This is a genomic window from Microbispora bryophytorum (assembly GCF_006874465.1).
Taxonomy (GTDB): domain Bacteria; phylum Actinomycetota; class Actinomycetes; order Streptosporangiales; family Streptosporangiaceae; genus Microbispora; species Microbispora bryophytorum.
The window spans coordinates 371516-388505 of record NZ_VIRL01000001.1 but is presented as its reverse complement, the minus strand read 5'-3'; the positions used below and the strand labels follow the sequence as shown (position 1 = coordinate 388505).

Below are 16990 nucleotides of genomic sequence, written 5' to 3'. Positions count from 1 at the left end.
AGCCCGTGGGTAGATACAAGTAACCGGTCAAGAGGAGCACGAATCGTTCCGCTACGAAGGCCGCACGGCTCCGGCGTAGTCGCTTCGCGACATTGGGGCGACCTGCACGTGGCTGCCGGTATGCGGGGCGTGGACCATCTTCCCCTTGCCGATGTAGAGGCCCACATGGTGGATCGTGTCGGGATCTCCGGGGTTGTAAGCGAAGAAGACCAGGTCGCCTGGTTGGAGCTGGGAGCGGTCGACGTGCTTGCCCGAGTGCCACTGGGGGTCGGTGGAAGAGCCGATGCTGACTCCTGCCTTGCTCCATGCGTACTCGGTGAGGCCGCTGCAGTCGAAGCCCTTGGTCCCGGCCCCGCGGCCGGTGCCGAAGCTCGGCCCGCCCGGCCCGCCGCCACCCCAGGAGTAGGGCACGCCGATCATGCGCAGCGCGGCTCCGACAGCGATCGCACCTCGCCCAGCGGGGCCCTCGATCAGCGCGTTTCCGTCAGAGGTCGTCTCGTCGGCAGGGTTGTTCGCCCTGAGTTTCAGTTCCTTGCAGAGCTGGCCCGCGACCGTGGTCACGATGTCGTCGGCGCGCTTCCTGATCTCGTTAGGGTCGAATTGCTCGCCTGAGTTCTGGCCGGCCAGGTCCGCCGCGATGTCGGCCACCAGTGCGTCACGCGGTACGCCGAGCCCGGCGGCGGCTTGAATGCTGACCCGCATGTCGTCGCTCGTGGCCGTGTCCACGGCCGCTCGCCTGGGCGATCCGCCCTTCCACAGCAGGGCGACCAGTGCCTTGGCGCGCGGTTCGTGCTTGGCGTAGGCGTCGCGCAGGTCCCCACGGGGGCGCTGGACGAGCGCCGCGGCCTGGGTGAGTGGCATGTGCTCCCAGCCGGGGATCTCGACCAGGCGCGTGTAGAAGGAACGAGCCGCGTGGGACGGGTCGGTGACCTGCTGCTTGGTCCCCCAGCCTTGCGACGGTTGCTGCTGAAACAGCCCGTACGACCCGGTGCCGGTCCTTAAATTGGCAAGACCGCTTTCCTGAATCGCGGCGGCGAGGGCAATCTCGGCGGCTCGCCTGGGCAGCGCCAGCTTGGCAGCGACGTTCACGATCTCCCGGGCGTTCGCGATCTGCTGGGAGGAGAGCCCGAAGGGGGCAGCGGGCAGCGGCCGTATCGCGCCAGGTGGAGCGGCGTAGACGCAGATCGCAGCTCGGAGCTTGGCCGTGTCGCGGGCGGTGAAGGCGTACTTGGCTCCGCCGCCGATCCCGGCGATGACGACGACGCCGCATACCAGGCAACCGCCGGTCGCGATGAACTTGCCGACCCCGAGCTCTGCGATCAAGGGCGCGCCTCCTGGCCGAAATGGCGCGCGAGTTCGGCGAGGCGGAGCCGTCCTTCCGTCCGGTTGCCCGGTAGCCACATCGCCTCGTGCGGTTCCTGGCCCTCGGTGGCGGTCGCGACGGGTACCGACACGAGAGCCCCTCGGAGGCGCAGCCGGTCATGCAGGTTGGCTTCGCGCCGCGAGGTGCTGGTCAGGAACAGGACGGGGGTATCGATCCCGCTGGCGGCGGCCAGTGAGGCGTACCCGCCGAGTTTCGCGGCGACTCGGTCGAGTGTTTCGGTGCCGGTGTCGTATTCGAGGAAGAAGTCCAGGGTGAGGCCATTGTCGGTCCATCGGCCGTAGGCGTCGGGCCGCACGTGCTTGCCCCAGATGGCCTTGCACTGGGCCTCGGTCCACCAGGCGTCCAGGCGGCATTCAGCCGAACGGCGGGCGTGGCCGGAGAGGGCGGCGAAGACGCCGTTCACGCCGATGGTGTGTGCGAGCCGCTGGCCGTAGGCGATGGACAGGGCCTGGCCGCGCCGGTATCCGAACTCCGACAGGGTGACCCCGTCTTCCAGGGCCAGGACGGCGGCGCCGGCCTCTCCCAGGACGTAGTGCCAGGGTGCGGAGCCGAGAGGGGGCCGGGGACGGAAGCGGTCGAGCGCGCCGAGGCGGTTCAGCTTGACCAGGCGGTGGCGGCCGGTGTGGTCGTTGTCGAACGCAGCCTGGAGGAGCTGGTGGGTGGTCAGGACCTCGTGGGTCCAGACCATGCGGAGCAGGCGCCGGTCGTGGCTCGTGAGCCGCATGACAAGCGAGTCGAGGACGCGAGGCGTGTAGTGCTGGTTCATTCGTCTCCTTTTGGTTGGGTGCGGGGGTCTCCTTCCGGCAGGGGGTCACTCGCTGCGGGGTGCCGGCCGTGGGCGCGGGCGGCGGCGAGCCGTACGCGCGCGGCGAGGTCGGCATCGGGCTCGGGCAGCGGGCGGGTGCGCAGGGTGAAGGGCGGGGCCTCCGCGGAGCGCACCACGAGCCGGGCGGCGGCCTGGAAGGCGCCGAGATTGGCCAGGTCGTGCCGGGTCAGGTACGGGCTGAAGTGGTGCTCGACCTCGCGGGCGTCCTCCGGTGATAGCGAGAAGTAGACCTTGTTGCGGGCATCGGAGCTGATGGCCTGGCACAGGTCCCGGGGGAGCTGGGCCAGATGCTGGTGAGCGAGCACCATCGACAGCCGGTACGCGCGGGCCTCGGCGAGCATGTCCGCCAGCGCGTGCGGAAGGTTGAGGAAGTTCTGCGTCTCGTCCACGTACAGCGCGGAGGGCGAGCGGGCGTGTCCGAGCCGGGCGCGGTGGGAGGCGGCCTGCCAGACCTGGGCCAGTAGGAGCGAGCCGAGCAGGCGGGCGGTGTCGTCGCCGAGGACGCCCTTGGGTAGCCGGGCGAGCAGGATCTTGCCGTCCAGGACGTCGCCGACGTCGAAGGTGGACCGGGCGGAGCCGAGGATGTCCCGGACGAACGGGCGGAGCAGGAACGCGCGCAGCTTGTTCATGATGGGCGCGGTGACGTGTGCCTGGGCCTGCTCGGACAGGTGCTCGTACCAGTTCCAGAACCCCAGCAGGAAGGGATCGTCGAGCCGTTCGGTGAGGTCCTTGCGGAAGAGGGGATTGCTGAGCAAGGCCGGGATGTCGGCCAGGGTCCCGCCGTTGCGGGAGAGTGTGAGGGCGCAGCCGCGCAGGATGTCGTCGCTGCGCGGGCCCCAGGAGTCGGCGTAAATCTTGTGGAAGATGCCGACGAGGTTGTCCGCGAGGGTTTCCCGGTCGGGGCCGCTTAGCACGTTGAGCGCCGGCCGGGGATGGCGGTCATCCGGGTCGATCAGAGCTACGCGCTCGCCCGCTTCTTCGGGGATGAGGCCGAGCAGGTCGGTAACCAGGTCGCCCTTCGCGTCGACGACGGCGACGCCATGGCCGGCCTCGATGTCGGACAGGATCATCTGGGCCAACAGCGTGCTTTTGCCGGTGCCGTTCGGGCCGAGGACGTGCACGTGGTGGAAGGAGTCGGCCACGCGCAGCGCGACCGGCCGCACGTGCCCGGCGTCGCAGAAGCCGAGCACCTTGCCCTTCGCGGCGACCTGCGGCGCGGGCGGCACCGACCTGGCCCCGGCACGGCTCAGACCCGGTACGGCGGCGTCGAGGGGAAGGTGTGCGAGAGCGGCGATCTCGGGCACCGACAGCAGGAACCCGCGCCGGAGCATCCGGGAGGCCACCCGCTCGGCGGGCAGCGCGAGCCGGTGCCGTTCCAACCGGTTGTGTCCGGCGAACAGGGCGAACGATGAGGCGATCGCGTGCGCCCGGCCTCGGATGGCGCTGCGCCGGGCCTCGCGGGCCTGCTTGCGGTCGCGCTCGTCCCCCGATGTGGGGTCGTCTGCCTGTACGGCGTAGCGGATCGCGACCTCGTACCGTGGACGCTGGGCCTTGTCGCGAATGGCCCGTGCTTCGGCCGATTCCTCCAGCCGGGCGGCACGATTGGTGGGGTTGAGATGCGCTGGATGGAGCCGGGGGTGCATCGGGCCGGGGGTGACGAAGTCCAGAAAGGCGCGCACCAGCCCGAGCGGTACGGCCAGCCCGCCCCTCGTGGTCGCTCCGGTGGGGCCTCCGCTGATCAGCTGCGCGAGGCGGCGGCCGGTCGCGGGCCGGGCGAGGATCTGGATGGCGGCGTGCTGCCAGGCGGGCATGCCCACGGCGGCTCCGAGCAGGGCGCGGAGCGGGTCGTGGTCATGGGAGTGGCGGATCGGCAGCAGCTCGCTTCGGGCGATCACCAGGTGCCCGCCGGTCGCCTGCCCGGTCAGCGGGACCGACGGGGCCGCCTCCACGACCGCCGTGCGCGCCGACGGCCAGGCCGACTCGATCGCGTGCTCCACCAGGTGCTGCGGGACGGTGCCCGGAACCCACAGCCGGATCCGTACGCCGCCGACGCCGAAGACGTACTCGAAGGCCAGGTGCGGCTGACCGAACAGGGCACGCTTCCAGGCCGGGCGCAGCAGCCCCATCAAGTTGGTCCACAGCGCCTCCGACCCCGCCATGTCCGCCACTGGAGGCGCGAGGATCTCCACGCACCGCGCCCCTTTGGCCGCGGCGCGGTGGCGCAGCCGTACGACCAGGGCGCTGAGCAGTTCAAGCACGATCGCAGCGGCCGAAACCCCGAAGGTGAGCCACCAGACATGGGTGCTCACCCAGGTCAGGAGCATCTCGATGAAGGCATCGGGGCCATAGGGAAGGTTCTGGAGCATCAGAACTCGTCCTCCTCGTCTGCCGTGAGGTCTCCATAGGCGGCCAGCTCGGAGGGTGATGACGTGGCCAGGCGGTGTTCCTGCTCGCTGGCCAGGACCTGGAAGGTGACTCGCGACGCGCCGGAGTCGGCGGCCAGGAGCCCGAAACCGCGCTCGGCCGACAGCAGGAGCTGGCGTTCGCCATCGGACAGGCGGAAGGCCTCGGCGACTCTGTCGATCGCCTGGGGTGCCTGGCGGAGCAGGATCTGGGTGGCGGAGTTGGCGATGATCGCCTGCCCGATGTCGGAGCCGAGCAGGTCGGCGGCGTCCTGGGTGACCACCGACAGCCCGGCCCAGTGCTTGCGGGCGCTCTTGGCCATCCGCAGCAGGAACTTCGCACCCTCCGGGTCACGCATGAGCAGCCACGCCTCGTCGACCACAACGAGACGAGGGCGGCGATTGCCCGGGTCGGAGATCCGCCGCCACACCGCATCCAGGGTCAGCAGCGTGCCGACCGCCTTGAGCTCGTCCGGCAGATCCCGCAAGGAGAACACGATGAGGTGGGAGTCGGGCCGCGTGGTGGTGTGGCCGTCGAAGAGCCGGCGGTGGCTTCCGGTGACGTACGGCGCGAGCCCGGCGGCCAGCTCCCCGGCCTTGGGGTCGTCGTCGATGGCCAGCGCGTCGGCGAGATTGCGCATGAGCGGCGGGCGACGTTTCCAGGTCCGCCGGTCGAAGGTGATCCCCGCGCTCTTGTAGGCGGCGATGATGGCCCGGTCGAGCGCGGCCTTGCTGGCCTTGTCGAGCGGCTCTCCGAGCATGACCGCGACCAGGGTATGCAGGAACAGCGAGCGTCTGGTGAGCGCGTCGCCCTCCCGCTGATCCGGAGGCGGCAGGTCGAAGGGGTTGAGCCGGACGTTCGCCGCGCCGAGCTGCAGGTAGGCGCCGCCGACGGCCGCGCACAGGCGGGCGTACTCGTCTTCGGGGTCGATGACGGCGACCTCGACGCCGGTGTAGAGCGAGCGCAGTGCTTCCAGCTTGGCCAGGTAGGACTTGCCGCCGCCGGAACAGCCCAGGATTGTCGAGTTGTGGTTGGGCTGGGCGAACCGGTCCCAGGCCACGAGAGAGGAGCTGGCCGCGTTCGCGCCGTACAGAACCGTGGTGGGTCCAAGGTCGGCGGTCAGGTCGGGAGAGGTGAAAGGGAAGGCCGCCGCGAGCGCCGGGGTGTCGAAGGTGCGGCGCATCTGCAGGTTGTCGTACGCCATAGGCAGCGCCGACACCCAGCCCTGGAGTTGCCGGAAGGTCACCACACGCGCGTCCAGCAGGAGCGACCCGGCCAGGGCCCGGACCTGGGCGCAGGCGTCCTCCAATTCCTCGGCTGTCGTGGCGTGAACGGTGAGGTAGATCGAGGTGCGGAACAGCTTGGCCTGTCCTCGCGCGATGCGTGAGGCCAGCTCCTGGGCGTCTTCGGCGGCGACCTCTGCGCTGGGGTCGATGAGCCGGCCGTGCTGCTGGTCGCTGCGCAGGCCGGATTCCAGGCGGGCGAGCTGTTTGCGGAGCCGGTCGGAGGCGACCAGGGACGGCACCGGGTCGACGTGGAAGGACACATCCAGCCGCCCGGGGTAGGTGAGCAGGGGTTCCAGCCAGCCGGGTGTGACCTCGCGCGGGTAGCCGGTGACGGCGAGCGTCGCGCAGTGGTTGTCGCTGACCTGCAGTTGCCGGGGCCGGACTTCGACCGCGTCGGGGCCGAATCCATGCCCAAGTCGTGAGTTACGGCGCGAACTGAGTTTCACCAGTTTTCTCCCCTCGTAATGACCTGATCCGGGGCCGCCATTTGGGCGCCGGGCAGCGGCGGCGCCGCAGGGTCGAAGCAGGCGGTCAGCAGGCGGGAGGCTGCCGCCTCGTCCAGGAGCCGTACGGTCAGCCCGCATGCGGACAGCAGCCGGGATGCCTCTTCCAGTCGCCGCAGGGCACGGGCTGCCGCGGCCTCCCGCGCCTTTCCTGTCGCGGACTCGCGCACGATCAGGAGGACCTGGCGGCGCAGCAGGTCGTGCCGCTCGGCGAGGCCGGCGAGGAAGTAGGCGTGCTGGAGCGCGGCAGCCGACAGTGCCGGGTGTGGGAGTTGGCGGGCGTTGTGCTCGAGGGAGGTGATCGTCTCGGCGAGGTCGAGCCGTTCGGCGCGTACGAGGATCTGGACCGGACCCGAAAGCGAGTTGAGCCAGCGCCCGAACACCGCGACCAGCGCGCCCTGCTCTTCGGGGGCTCGCAGGGCGAAGCTGACCGTGGACACGTCCGCGATGGCCGCGATGCCGTCCGGGCCGAGGTCGAGTAGCCCGTCCCCGGCCATCCCCTGGACGGGAAGGCGTAGCTGCGCAGGAGCAGGGCCGGGCCTGGCGCCGATCCAGGTGGGAAGCGGTGGCACCTCCTGCGAAGCGGAGACGAGGCGTTTGGGTGCGCGCAGGTGGCGGACGACGGCGAGCAGGTAGCGGTCGAGCGACAAACCGTCGTGTCGGGCGGTCGCGAGTAGGATCCCGGCCACCGCGATCGGCAGCGCCACCGCGGCGCAGACCACGAGCGGCACCCGGTCACCGACGAGCACGTACGCGGCGTAGAGCAGAGCGCCGGTGCCGACCAGGATGACCACCTGGCGGGCGGTGAACCCCGCGACGATTTTGTCTTCCTGGTCCACGTCGGCGGGGATGCGAACCGGCTGCACCCAGCTCATCGGCCCTCATCTCCTGTGGGGTTGGGGGGCGGAGTACGGCGATCCGCTGCGTCGTGCGCGCCTCTGGCGACGCCCTGCGAGGGGTAGACGGGAGGCCGGAACATCACCGGCGGGACCGGTGGGCGGGCAGGCCGTGATGGGCTGTTCTGGGTGCGGAGCCGGTACATTTGGGCCAGCCCGGCCGGGCCGTTTGCGTAGTAGGTCTCGCGCGGGTGGCCGTACACCGGCGTCGTCGGGGGAACCGGACCGGACGGCCGCGGCGGCCTCCGGTACTTGCCCTGGACGGCAGGAGCGGACGGAGCGTGCTTGACCGGGGCGGCCTCCCAATCCGCCGGGTTCACCGGACGGCGGGCGGCCACGGGCGCGTGTTTGGCAGGGCCGGGCCCACCTCGGGCCGCAGAGGCGGCGGTTCCGGTCACTGCAGTCGCGCCGGCAGCGGTAGCCGTACCAGCAGGACCGGCGGCGAGCGCCGGAAGCGCTCGGCTGGCCATCGTTCTCCCGGCCATCGCGTGGGCGGCGGCCATGTGCCCGGCGGCCCGAGGCGTGCTGCTCCGGCGTCCACCCGGGCGGAGGTGCAGGGCGGCCAGGACGGGCGAGGTGAGCTTGTAGGCCAGGGCGTACTTGACCATCCGGCCGATCGTCGAGTGGCCGCCGACCCCGGCGAAGATCCGGCGAGAGATCCAGCCAGGAATGCGGATCAAGATGATCAGCAGGCACAGGGCGAGCACCAGGTTGACGAGCTGGCCGGTCGGGACGATGCCGAGCAGTAGTCGGCCGTCCTGGTTGAAGAAGATCCGCACAGCCAGGACGAGCGTGAGCGACTGGGTGACCTGGATAAGCAGGAGCCCGGTGAAGGCCCGCCACCAGAACCGGGCCAGCCCCTCCGTGTACGGCAGGGCCAGGCAGGCCAGCGCGAGCGGCGAGGCGACCGTCAGCAACAGCACCAGCGCCGCCCGCATGACGAACGTGATGAGCAACAGCAGCAGCAAGACGACCGCGACCAGGGCGAGCAGGACGTAGAAGATCTGCTGCGAGGCGCCCGGCGCGACGATCAGCAGCTGGAGGGTGGCGGCGGCGCGGCGGCCGTCGAAGTCCTGCCCGAGCAGGGCCTTGGACAGGGCGTTTGCGATCTCGATGACCTTCCCGCACAGCAGGAAGCTGGTGTTGGCGGCCAGGACGGCGATGAACAGCCGGGGCAGGACCTCCTTGACCGCGTAGCGCGTCTGCACGGTCTGGTGGCCCATCGCGCTGATCGCACCGATGGTGGCCAGCAGGACGAACCCGGTGTTGGCGATCGCGGCGGTCGCCTTCCACAGGTCGAAGACCCGGCCGCTGCCGGACACGTCCGGGGTGGCCAGCAGCGTCACCGCCAGCAGGTCCAGCAGCGGCTTGATCGCCAGGTACACCAGGCCGGCGAACCAGGAGTTGATCTGGCCGGTGATCCAGTCCCCGATGCCGAAGCCGACCCCCGTCCCCTCCGGCACCGGCAGATCACCGGGAGCGGACGGGGACGCCCCAGGAACAGGGGAGGGCAGGGGAGTCGGCGTCGCATGAGCCGAGGCCGCGGTGACGACCACCACGGCGCACAAGCCGATGGTCACGCCGGCAGCGGCAACGACACGCATTGCCACCCGGGAAGGAGTCCCAACCGGTCGCCTTGCCGCGCTGTCGACCGACGCGGCGTGCCGCGCAGGTGCGGCTGCCGCGTGCGGTCGGTCCCGGTCAGCTACGGCGAACTGTTCGTAGCTCGGGGTCATGTGGTTCACCCCACGATGCGCTTGAGGATGCTCACGAACAGCGGGGCCAGGATGGCCAGCGCGTAGCCGAAGGCGGCGGCCTTCAACGCCGCCTTGGCCTTCTGGACCTCGCCGGGGTCGCCGCCCGCCACCAGGTAGCGGAGCCCGCCGAGGGTCAGCATCAGCGTGGCCAGCGTCGCCAGCAGGCCGATCAGCCAGTTCCGCAGGTTGGTGAAGACCGTGTTCAGATCCGACGGAGCGGCGATGACCGACGAGGCCAGGGCGCTGGTTGCCGCGGCGGCAACGAACGGCACCGCGCCGGCCAGCATCGGCAGGACGCGGAAACCGATCACTCGTGCCGCCCGCTGCCGCAACCTGCCGTACGGCAGCACATTCCAGCGGCGAGCGGCCGGGGTGGTACCGCGAGCGGCAGAAGGCTGAGGGCGGGAGGAAATCCGCGCGGAGCCAGGGGTAGTGTCCCTGCCTCCCTTCGGGTCGGTTGCGGTTGATGCATCCGGAGTTCCCTGGCTCCGCGCGGAAGCCGTAGGCGCTTCCTCAACCACTGAGGAAGCAGGGGGAGGGGGAGTCGCGCCGGGCGGTTGCCGCAGCGGCATGCCGCCCAGCCGGGTCAGGAGGATCAGTTCGGCGTCCTGCTCGCTGAGCACGCCGAGGGCCACCGAGTCGGCCAGCACGAGCTCGGGACAGGGCTGGGGACGTTGGCGCGGAGGAGACTCCTCCGGTAGTCGCCGCCGCTCGGCCGCCGAGACGATGTGCCGTACGGCGCGCTCGCCCGCGCATCGCGCGGCCTGGCACAGCCGGGCGCGTACGTCCGTGGTGTCCAGGTCCAGCCGGCGGAGGGCACGCAGGTAGCCGGACAGGACTTCGGAGTCGACGTCGGCAGGGTCCCCGTAGGGAAGGTCACGGGTGAGCGCCGCGGCGATCACGCGCAGGGCGGGCATCGCCATGCCGACGGCGGCGACCGTCCACGCTCCCTTACGCACCCGTGCTCGTGTGACCAGCTCCCGCCAGACGGCGTCACGCGTCTCGCCGCTGACATGCCGGCTGGTGAGCAGCATCCGCAGCTCCGCGAGGTTCATTTCGCCTCTGGGGAGTGCGGGGGCGAGCGTGGTGCAGTTCAGGGACAGCGCGCCCGGCCCTGTCGTAAGCAGCCGGAACGAGGTCTCCGCGGTGTCCAGCGGGGAAGCGGTGACGGGATGGGTGCTCATTTCTTGCTCCAGTCCGAGCGGAACCGTTGGTCTCGAAAACTGGTCTACGCACCGCCTCAGAATTTGCTCATAGCTGATTCAGGGTTCCGCCGCAGAGTTTTCGCATAATCCGCCGCCCGGGACCTCTGAGTTGTTCAGTGTCGGCGTCTCCCGGCTCAGATCCGGCTCTGAGGGATCGCCATCTGAGGGCTCTCTGAGCCGCTGGTTATCCCTAGTCATGCGCCTCGGACCGCCCGGCGGACCGGTGGCGTACGCATCCGGAGAAACGTGTTCCGACTAGACGATGGAAAGCAGGAATGACAAGAAGACAATCGCCAACGAGTGCGAGGGCCTGAACAGCCCGGAGCGTCTGGAGAATCGCGGGCTGGTGATTTCGCCGGTGCCAATTCAGACCGCGCGGGCATTCATCGCCTGGACCCAGCCCCACCTCGCTTCGCCGGCCGGTGCCGCGTTCGTTCTCGGTGCCCAGAGCGGTGACGGCACGCTCATTGGTGTCGTGCTCATCGGCTGGCCCACTGCGTGGGCCTTCGACGACGGCGACACCGCCGAGGTCCTCGCCCTGGCCACCGACGGCACATCCGATGCCAGTCGAGCGCTGCTCGGTGCCGTCTGGCCTCTGGTCCGCGAGATGGGTTACCGGCGCCTGATCGCCTACACCCATATCGAGGAGTCCGGCACCGACCTGTGGGACGCCGGGTTCCGCGTCGTTCCCAGGCCCTTCGGGTGGTGGGACACCGCCGGTCGAGCCGGTGACGTCGCCCGCGTCCTGTGGGCGATCCGGGCCGTCGGGGGACGCCGATGAGCGGGCTACGTGAGCCGTACTGGCATGACGGGCACGCGGCGCTCTACCACGGGGACGCGCGCGAGGTGCTGGCCGAGATGGACGAGGGCTCGGTGGACTGCATCGTCACCAGCCCGCCCTACTGGGGCCTGCGGAACTACTGCGAGGGCCAGTACAGGCAGGAGCCCACGCCGGAGGACTACGTCGACACCCTGCGGGCCACCTGCGCCGAGGCCCGCCGGGTACTGGCCGAGGACGGCACCTTCTGGCTGAACCTTGGAGACTGCTACGCGGCCAACTCCGATGGGTGGTCCCGCGGCAAGGACTACAACCCGCGCCAGCCCGAGGTACGACCCAAGGCCCGGCTGACCGTGCCGCCGAAGAACCTGCTCGGCATGCCGTGGCGGGTCGCCTTCGCCCTGCAGGAGGGCGGCTGGATCCTTCGCAACGCGATCGTGTGGAGTAAGCCGAACGCGATGCCGCAGTCCGTCCGCGACCGGGTGTCCAACCGGTACGAGCTGATCTTCCTGCTCGTCAAGCAGCAGCGGTACTGGTTCGACCTAGATCCAGTCCGTCAGCCCTACACCGGCGACCGCCCGGTCAGCAGACGGGCACGAGCCGGGGGCAACAAGCCGAACAGCATCACAACGGCCTGGCCCCCGACGGGCAAGTACGGGGAAGACTCGGCCGGCCCGCAGCATGGCACGGCGATGCGGCCCACGGGTGAGCGGCATGCCGTGGCGCACCCCAACGGCAGGAACCCCGGGGACGTCTGGTCGCTCCCCACCCGGCCACTGCGGGCGGCGCACTTCGCGGCATTCCCGATCGACATCCCGTTGACGGCGATTGCCGCCGGCTGCCGTCCTGGCGGCACCGTCCTGGACCCGTTCACCGGCAGCGGCACCACCGGCATTGCCGCCCGGCAACTCGGCCGGAAGTTCGCCGGTATCGAACTGCACGCACCGTTCATCCAACTTGCTGGCGCGAGGATCCGAGAGGCTGGAGCGGCATCGGGAGGCATGCGATGAAGTCGATGACATTCCGCGATCTACAGGACCTGCCGCCCACGATCGACCTGATGACCGCTGCCCGTGCCCTCGGCATCGGCCGGTCGAAGGCCTACCAACTTGCACGTGACGGAGAGTTCCCCGTTCGCATCATCCGTATCGGCGACCTCTACCGTGTCTGCACCGCCGACCTCATGAAAGTTCTCGGGGCGGAGACGGGCGATCGAGTCAGTTGATCTTGGGAGTCGCGTCCATGCCGGCGCGCATGGACGCGACTCCCATGCATCGTGGCCGCACCCGCGCAGGTTGCAGAGCTGCGTGCTGGGGCCGGGTGCTACGGCTCCTGAACTCCGTTGAGTTGCCGGTACACCAGTGTCTCCAGTGCTTCCCGAAAGTCCTCATAGTCTGCGATCGGCTCGATCGGTTCGTCGTCGAGTTCGAACTGGCGCCGTATCTTCCGGATCTGCCCTTTGACTTCCTCGGCTTCTGCCGAGTTGTCGAGTCCCGCCTCGATATCCTCAAGCAAAAGCGCGGCCTGCTCGCGGGTAGCACCTGTTGGGTGATCTATCAGGAATGACCGTTTTAGGCGTTTGATCTTGGCGCTGATCCGCTCTGTAGCGATCTCTCGCGTCGCCTGTCGTTGCCGACGGCCGAGTTCACGAAAGAGGACCCGGAAATTGCCGTCCATAATTGCTGCCGCTTCGGCGAGCTTGTCGTCGTGGCCGATGACGTCCACGACACTTCGGGCGAAGCCAACCTTGTCTAGGTGAAATCCTTCGACCCTCGCTGCAGCCGCCTTCTCCAAAGCGTCGTGGGTTCCGGAACAGTCCTCGAAGATCACGTCATCGGGATCAAGGCTCCCCAACGCAGCCGCCTCCTTGGAGTCCAAGAACTCCTCGGCATAGTGCTTGACCGCCGCGATGGCGATGGGAAGTGGAACGAGGTCCTCAATCGCCACCACACCACTTGGGAACGTGCTCGTGAGAGCCTCCTGCGGCAGCTCGCCCAGCTGCAGGATGAATCTGTCATCAATTACCGGTTTGCCGTTAGGGCCCTTCTTGAGCGCCTTAACCGCCTGATCCCCGGAAGCGTCGCTGTCAAGCATGACAATCACTGCGGGCCGATCAACATCCCGGCCCCGAGCGAGATACACGAGGTAAGGGATGTGAGGGGCTGACCCAGCCGGTACGAGCGTCAACGTGTTGAGGTCGAGGTTGTCCATTGACGTAGTCGTCTGCCGGCGCAGCCGCGCGGACATACCAGCCAATATGACCTGATCAGACATGCCCTCCAGCATCAGATTACAGTTGCTGATGAAGGTCGTCTCAGCCACAAAGCTGCCAAACGCCGAGCGCAGTGGCTCGTAGTGATTTCGGGCGGCGTTGCGTACGACACGGGTACCCTCGTCGCCCTCGCCTTTCTCGAGAACACGGATACGCTCACCATGATTTTTATCGATCAGAAACGGCGAGTGCGTCACGTAGACGACTTGGCACGGTTGACGATCGGGATTTTGAGGGTTGGCGAAGTCCTCGAAGATGCGCAGTAGATCCTGTTGACCGGTGCTCGACAGATAGGCATCCGGCTCATCCATCAGAAGTATCTCGCGGACGCCCGACTTCGGCGGCTCGTGGGCGAGATACTGCACGAAGTAGCTCAGGAAGTATTTCAGTCCGCCGCTGCGCTCGTCGGCAGAGTACTCCGTGCCGGTGCGGTCCCGGATAGTGAAGACGAGATCTTGGTCCCGTAGGGTGAGCAGCAGTCGGAAGTGATGGTCCTGGGACCACCACTTGGGAAAGTTGAGCGATGCGGCTAACGCACGGTTCATCTGCTCGACGACGCCGTTGGCGAAGCCGTCTCGACCGGCTTCAACGGCCTTCATGAGCTCCTGGAAGGCCGTTCGGTTGATTTTGGCTACCTTCAGCAGTAGGTCGTCTGCAAGGGCGAGTTGACGATCATGCTCATCGGTCGGCTCGCTCGCAGCTGCGAAAGCGGTCGTGAGCGCGGGCGGGGCTGGGGCGACCTGCTCGACGGAGCCGCCGAACAATGATTGGGCATTCTCCATAACCAGGTTGAGGAACGAATAGCGCTGCTTGCGTGGTCCGGTCTGCACCGAGGTTTTTGCCTCGGCTAGGTACTTGATTGGTACGCTCTCTGGCAGTGCGACACTCGCGTCAATTTCGAACCATCGAGGCAAGATAGCGTTGAATGCCTTACGGTCCTGAACGGGGTGCAGAGCCCACTTGCCATCCTGGGGGATGTAGACGACCGGATCTTTGCCGTTGATCCGAAACATCGTGAAGGTGTTAACTTCTTCATCGAATGTTGTCTTGCAAGACTTGGCCAACGTGTCCCGTTCGTTCTGGTTCAGTCCCTTGAATTCGAGTCCGAAGTCGGGAAATGCCATTGACTTGTTCACGGTAAAAAACTGCGAGTAACGGCAGAAGTCTCCGCGCTCAATTCCTTGCCCGGTGAGCGCGTGTTTGATCGCGGAGAGCAATTGACTCTTGCCTGACTCGTTGGCTCCGACCACGGTGGTGACAGTCGCTTCGAGCGGCACCTTCACGAAGGGGTACTGCAAGTCATCTGACTCCAGGGCATCCCATGGATCTGGGCTGAAGCCCTCGTGAGCCTTGCGCAGGTAGTCGAAGTTGAACGAGCGGAAGAAGCGGATGAAGACGGCGGTGATGAGCATCCATTGCCTCTTTCCGACTGGAAGCACTGTCGGCCATGGTAATGCTCAGGTACGACATTATGCCGGTCTCCACCTACGTCAGTTGGATGAGCTGGAAGCGCGCTCGGCCGGTCAATCCAGGATCCAGGCTGAGAGCAGGCTTGATGGTGCCGTCGCCTGGGTCGTTTAGAGGAACCGTCGTCATGGACGAGCACGTCCTTCAGCAGACGTACGGCAGAGTGTCTGATCTTGCTTGAGGGACAGCGATCTTGTTTGGGGCCTGTTCAGATCGACCTGGGAAGCCATATCGCCGCTGTTCCGCACGCGGTCCCCTGCGCCCGGCTGGAGCGAAGGTGGGCAGGCTCCGGGACAGCTGCCAGACAACAGCGTAGACCGTACGTCCCACAAAGACGTCGGCGACGAGGATCTATCCACCTGCGAGTTGGGTCGGGCAGCGCCGGCATGACCGGGCGGCGCGGGCAGGCCTGTAGAGCTAACGGATCTCGCATCGGAGGCCTGGGAGCCGAGGTTCAATCGGGCGTAGGGCCGGATGATTCTTAGGGCTGCCTGGGGTTGCTAACGGCTACGTGATCGGGTTCAAACCACTAACGCCACGCTAACGAACGATCAAGGGCCTGATCGCTATCTCCAGCGATCAGGCCCTTGACCTGCAACTACATGGTCGGGGTGGCGGGATTTGAACCCACGGCCTCTTCGTCCCGAACGAAGCGCGCTGCCAAGCTGCGCTACACCCCGGTCGCTTGGACTTTTCGTCCTGCGCCTCGGCAAGTCTAGCGGACTTTGCGGCTGCTTGTGTCATCCGGCACGACAGGGCGGCGGGGGACGAGCGTCAGCAGGGTCGCCTCGGGCGGGCAGGCGAAGCGAGCGGGCGCGTACGGCGAGGTTCCGAGTCCCGCCGAGACGTGCAGCCAGGCGCTCTCGTGCCTGCTCAAGCCCTTGACGCGGGCGCGGTCGATGCCGCAGTTGGTCACCAGGGCGCCGTAGAACGGAATGCACAGCTGTCCGCCGTGGGTGTGCCCGGCCAGCAGCACTTGATACCCGTCCTGGGCGAAGCGGGACATGTTGCGCGGCTCGGGCGAGTGCATGACGCCGAGCCGCAGGTCGGCGTCCACGGGAGCCTGGCCCGCGATCTCGTCGTATCGGTCCCGGTCGATGTGGGAGTCGTGGATGCCGCCCACATGGACGTCGAGATCGGCCACCTTAAGGCGGGCCGTCGCGTTGTTCATGTCCAGCCAGCCGGCCTCCCGCATCGCCGCGCCCAGCTCATCCCATGGCAGGTTCGGCACGTGCTGCCGGGGGTCCCCCTTGGACGTGCGCCACAAATAGCGGACGGGGTTCTTCGGCCGGGGGGCGTACATGTCGTTGGAGCCGTAGACGAACAGACCCGGCCGGTCGAGCAATGGCTCCACGGCGTACATGTACGACTCGACCGCGTCGGGGTGTGCCAGCGTGTCGCCCGTGTTCACGACGAGATCGGGGTCGAGGGAGGCCAGCGAACGCACCCACTCGATCAGCCGGTGGCGCCGGGGGGTGAGGTGCAGGTCGGAGATCTGCAGGATCCGGACCGGCCGCTGGCCGGGAGCCAGGACGGGGACGTCGAACCGGCGCAGCCGGAACCAGTTTCGCTCGATCACCGAGGCGTAGCCGATACCGGCCACGCCGAGGCCGAGGATGGACAGGGGAATCGCGGCTGCTTTCCTCACACAGCCATGATGCCCGACGTACGGCCCGTCTCCCGCACAACCTGGCGAAGACGGGAGCCCGGGCACGGCAAGATGGACGCATGAGTGCGTTGAAGGACAAGCTGAAGGTCGACCTCGCGACCTCGATGAAGGCTCGTGACGAGGTACGGGTCCGGACCATCCGGATGGCTCTGGCCGCCGTCAACGTCGAGGAGGTCGCCGGCAAGGAGGCCCGCGAGCTCTCCGACGACGAGGTGATCAAGGTGCTGACCCGTGAGGCCAAGAAGCGCCGGGAGGCGTCCGAGGCGTTCGCGGGCGCCGGGCGGGCCGCGCAGGCCCAGGCGGAGCTGGACGAGCAGGCGGTCCTGGAGGAGTACCTCCCCGCCCAGATGAGCGACGAGGAGCTGAACGTGCTCGTCGACGAGGCGATCGCCGAGAGCGGCGCGCAGGGCCCCAAGGCCATGGGTCAGGTCATGAAGATCCTGAACCCGAAGGTCGCGGGCCGCGCCGAGGGCGGCCGCATCGCCCAGGCCGTACGCGCCCGCCTGTCCGCCTGACGGCCGCGGCTGTCCGGCCGAGGCCGGGA

Annotated in this window: 13 protein-coding genes and 1 tRNA gene; 4 read left to right on the top strand and 10 right to left on the bottom strand. The window is 68.1% G+C overall.

The features are described from left to right. Positions 1 to 51: 51 nt before the first annotated feature. The 7 genes from FLX07_RS01970 to FLX07_RS37375 all read right to left on the bottom strand — a co-directional run bounded on the left by FLX07_RS01970 (position 52) and on the right by FLX07_RS37375 (position 10239). Positions 52 to 1323, bottom strand: a complete 1272-nt coding sequence (locus tag FLX07_RS01970; RefSeq protein WP_142567672.1) for a C40 family peptidase — start codon at positions 1321 to 1323, stop codon at positions 52 to 54. Further along, positions 1320 to 2150 (bottom strand): replication-relaxation family protein, encoded by an 831-nt coding sequence (locus FLX07_RS01965; RefSeq protein ID WP_142567671.1) that lies wholly within the window; start codon positions 2148 to 2150, stop codon positions 1320 to 1322. Before FLX07_RS01965 ends, FLX07_RS01970 begins: the two co-directional genes overlap by 4 nt. After that, on the bottom strand, positions 2147 to 4576 hold the full coding sequence (locus FLX07_RS01960; RefSeq protein WP_142567670.1) for a type IV secretory system conjugative DNA transfer family protein: 2430 nt from the start codon (positions 4574 to 4576) through the stop codon (positions 2147 to 2149). Before FLX07_RS01960 ends, FLX07_RS01965 begins: the two co-directional genes overlap by 4 nt. Next, positions 4576 to 6345: a VirB4 family type IV secretion system protein gene (locus tag FLX07_RS01955; RefSeq protein WP_229689451.1), complete on the bottom strand. Its 1770-nt coding sequence runs from the start codon at positions 6343 to 6345 to the stop codon at positions 4576 to 4578. Before FLX07_RS01955 ends, FLX07_RS01960 begins: the two co-directional genes overlap by 1 nt. Next, positions 6342 to 7277 (bottom strand): PrgI family protein, encoded by a 936-nt coding sequence (locus tag FLX07_RS37380; protein ID WP_142567669.1) that lies wholly within the window; start codon positions 7275 to 7277, stop codon positions 6342 to 6344. The genes FLX07_RS01955 and FLX07_RS37380 overlap by 4 nt, the downstream gene beginning before the upstream one ends. Beyond that, positions 7274 to 8878: a conjugal transfer protein TrbL family protein gene (locus FLX07_RS01945; protein ID WP_142567668.1), complete on the bottom strand. Its 1605-nt coding sequence runs from the start codon at positions 8876 to 8878 to the stop codon at positions 7274 to 7276. Before FLX07_RS01945 ends, FLX07_RS37380 begins: the two co-directional genes overlap by 4 nt. A 161-nt stretch (positions 8879 to 9039) precedes the next feature. Next, positions 9040 to 10239 carry a hypothetical protein gene (locus FLX07_RS37375; protein WP_223852892.1) on the bottom strand — a complete coding sequence of 400 codons (1200 nt, stop codon included), beginning with the start codon at positions 10237 to 10239 and terminating at the stop codon, positions 9040 to 9042. Positions 10240 to 10618: 379 nt separating this feature from the next. On the opposite strand from FLX07_RS37375, the gene FLX07_RS01935 reads away from it, so the two are divergent. Genes FLX07_RS01935 through FLX07_RS01925 form a run of 3 tightly spaced genes read left to right on the top strand, consistent with a single transcriptional unit; the run spans position 10619 to position 12263 of the window. Next, a complete protein-coding gene (locus FLX07_RS01935) occupies positions 10619 to 11041 on the top strand; it encodes an XF1762 family protein (protein WP_142567667.1) in 423 nt (140 codons plus the stop codon). Next, positions 11038 to 12048 (top strand): DNA-methyltransferase, encoded by a 1011-nt coding sequence (locus FLX07_RS01930; protein ID WP_142567666.1) that lies wholly within the window; start codon positions 11038 to 11040, stop codon positions 12046 to 12048. Before FLX07_RS01935 ends, FLX07_RS01930 begins: the two co-directional genes overlap by 4 nt. Then, on the top strand, positions 12045 to 12263 hold the full coding sequence (locus FLX07_RS01925; protein ID WP_142567665.1) for a helix-turn-helix domain-containing protein: 219 nt from the start codon (positions 12045 to 12047) through the stop codon (positions 12261 to 12263). The genes FLX07_RS01930 and FLX07_RS01925 overlap by 4 nt, the downstream gene beginning before the upstream one ends. 98 nt (positions 12264 to 12361) lie before the next feature. Here FLX07_RS01925 and FLX07_RS01920 read toward each other — a convergent pair whose 3' ends face one another. The 3 genes from FLX07_RS01920 to FLX07_RS01910 form a co-directional block, all read right to left on the bottom strand. Further along, positions 12362 to 14722, bottom strand: coding sequence for an AAA family ATPase (locus tag FLX07_RS01920; RefSeq protein WP_142567664.1), 2361 nt, complete (start codon positions 14720 to 14722; stop codon positions 12362 to 12364). 658 nt (positions 14723 to 15380) lie between these two features. After that, positions 15381 to 15457 (bottom strand) — tRNA-Pro (locus tag FLX07_RS01915). Positions 15458 to 15492: 35 nt separating this feature from the next. After that, complete coding sequence (locus FLX07_RS01910) at positions 15493 to 16425, bottom strand: metallophosphoesterase (protein WP_142567663.1); 933 nt, start codon at positions 16423 to 16425, stop codon at positions 15493 to 15495. A gap of 80 nt (positions 16426 to 16505) precedes the next feature. On the opposite strand from FLX07_RS01910, the gene FLX07_RS01905 reads away from it, so the two are divergent. Further along, the gene (locus tag FLX07_RS01905) at positions 16506 to 16961 is read left to right on the top strand and encodes a GatB/YqeY domain-containing protein (protein ID WP_142567662.1); all 456 of its coding nucleotides are present in this window, start codon (positions 16506 to 16508) and stop codon (positions 16959 to 16961) included. Positions 16962 to 16990: the final 29 nt, after the last annotated feature.